Annotated in this window: 2 protein-coding genes; both read right to left on the bottom strand. The window is 66.5% G+C overall.

The window, feature by feature from the left end; all coding sequences use genetic code 11:
• Positions 1 to 257: 257 nt before the first annotated feature.
• The gene (locus Q7A36_RS39505) at positions 258 to 1,049 is read right to left on the bottom strand and encodes a hypothetical protein (protein ID WP_305109269.1); all 792 of its coding nucleotides are present in this window, start codon (positions 1,047 to 1,049) and stop codon (positions 258 to 260) included.
• 62 nt (positions 1,050 to 1,111) lie between these two features.
• The gene (locus Q7A36_RS39500) at positions 1,112 to 1,810 is read right to left on the bottom strand and encodes a hypothetical protein (protein WP_305109268.1); all 699 of its coding nucleotides are present in this window, start codon (positions 1,808 to 1,810) and stop codon (positions 1,112 to 1,114) included.
• Between the last annotated feature and the right edge of the window lie 252 nt (positions 1,811 to 2,062).

Here is a 2,062-nt window from a genome sequence, read left to right as displayed (position 1 = left end):
GGCAGCGGCCCTGTAAGCTGCTGACCGGAAACAGCTTTCCGGAAGGCAGTGTCCAAGTTGGGTCAAGGGTGAAAACCCGAAGGTGCCATCACCCACCCCGGCAGTACCAACCCAGCTGCGCGTGTGACCTGGTTTCGAACCACGCCCGCCCGTTCTGGCAGAACCTCACCTTCGTTGGCGACATTCTGCGCGTCATGGTGAACTCGACGGCGCTACCTATCCGCTAGCGCCGTCGAACTCACTCTAGAAGACGCTCCTTAACGGGCGGCGCCTGGGTGAGCGCCGCTAGCGTTTGTTCCTGCCATGCGGTCAAAGGTCCGTTCTGCTGCCGTGCCTGGCGGGTTTGCTGGCGTGCCGTCCGACTGCGAGGGGTAGGCACCGCTCACGTTTGTGCCGGCCGCGCGGTCAAGGGCCCGGCTGGCCATCGTCCCCGGCGGGTTTCCGGGCGTGCCTTCTGGTGTTGAGGGAAGCACGGCACCATGGTCGCTGTGACCAGTCCAGCCACCCGCACGGTAATCAGCGCCGCGCTGTGCGATGTCCACCGGACCATGCCGTGCCAAAATCGCCTCGGCTTGTCCGAGACGGCTCTCGTCGGTGCGCACAGCCACGATGTGGGCGCCGCGTCGCACCCCTTCAGCATAGACCGGCGTGTCCGCCTCATCCACGCCAGCCGAGGTGAGTGCGCCGAGGAGACCGCCTGCTGCGGCGCCCGCACCGGCACCGGTCAAGGTTGCGACGAGCCAACCGGCGGCGACAATCGGCCCGAGCCCCGGGACGGCTAGGGCGCCAAGACCCGCCAGCAGGCCAGCGCCACCGCCGAGCACCGCCCCGATCCCGGCGCCTGTGCCGGCGCCGCTCTCGGTGCTATCAACAACGCCGTTGCGGTCGGCATCCCCGGCGTGCGCTGCGGAAGCTGTCGCGTCTTCGCCCCGGCCACTGCCGATCAGGCTGACATTGTTCGGCGAGAAGCCTGCCGCCTCAAGGTCGTGCACAGCTGCAGCTGCACCCGCGTAACCATCGAACATCCGGGTGATTGTGCGTATTGTCATGTCCGCTCCTCTCGTTTGTACGGGTGTGTGGGTGGCCGCCCAGGTGCCCGTGAGGAATGCCGTCAACGTTGGGGAGCGCCGGATCCGGCCGCGGGATGATTGGCGCCGGTCGTATTAGTGCCTGTGGCGCGGTCGAGCGCTCGCCCGGCAGCCGTCCCGGGCGGGTTACCAGGCGTGCCATCAGGCCGGGGTGTTTCACCTTGCAGGCGGTCCACCGCGCGTCCGGTCATCGTCGATGGTGGGTTGCCGGCCGTGCCGTCAGGCTCTCGATTGGTGGTCCCGGCGCTCGGGATCGCATTAGTGCGCGCTTCCTCCGAGGAACGTGTGTTGCCGGACCTCAGCGTTGCCACAGCCGGGCCGGCCGCAATCCGGCCGCGGAAATCCAGCGCAACCTCTGTCTGACTACCGCCGCGCATCGCGCGACCATGCCAAAAGCCGTGATCGTCCTTGCGCAGGTCCTGCACATTGGTGAAGCCGGCGTCCTCAAAGCGGCTGCGGGCCTGGGCTTCGGTGAAGCTGTTCGCGCCGGATTCGAGTTGCGCTGCATCGACCACGACCTGCCGCTCTGCGCTCCCCTCGCGCCGCTCCGTGGCTGCGGTATTGGCCGGTGTCGCGGCGCGTGACTTTGGTGCGGCGCCGGATGGTGGAGTGCTCGGAGCCACGCCTTGGGCGGTTGTTCCTTGCGCGAAAGCTGGACTGACCAGTGTAGCGGCGAGCAGCACCGCTACGACGCTGCTTGGTGTGACCGTGGACCGGTTCATAATTGTTGCCTCCTTTCCGGTTAGGCGCTCTCAGCGCGCAAGTCCCATGCGCGCCGGCAGCCAAACGGTTTGCCGCCCGATGCGTTTGCTCCGCGACGGTTCGGCACACAAGCGTGATTAAAATGATAGATGCATACGGAAGAGCGCTCCTGGCCTACCCCGAACACAGGCCGACAGGGCAAGCGCTGGGCGCCACCGAGGGTACGTCCCTTTCCATTCCATGATCGAATGCCACGGCAATGATCTCATTGC

Origin of the sequence: Paracraurococcus lichenis (genome assembly GCF_030657435.1) — a bacterium.
Lineage (GTDB): Bacteria > Pseudomonadota > Alphaproteobacteria > Acetobacterales > Acetobacteraceae > Paracraurococcus > Paracraurococcus lichenis.
This window is presented reverse-complemented; position numbering and strand designations above follow the sequence as displayed.

Bases quoted from the DNA above. Each gene is read 5' to 3' on its own strand.
- Q7A36_RS39505 (WP_305109269.1), bottom strand. From the start codon at position 1,049: ATGACAATACGCACAATCACCCGGATGTTCGATGGTTACGCGGGTGCA.
- Q7A36_RS39500 (WP_305109268.1), bottom strand. From the start codon at position 1,810: ATGAACCGGTCCACGGTCACACCAAGCAGCGTCGTAGCGGTGCTGCTC.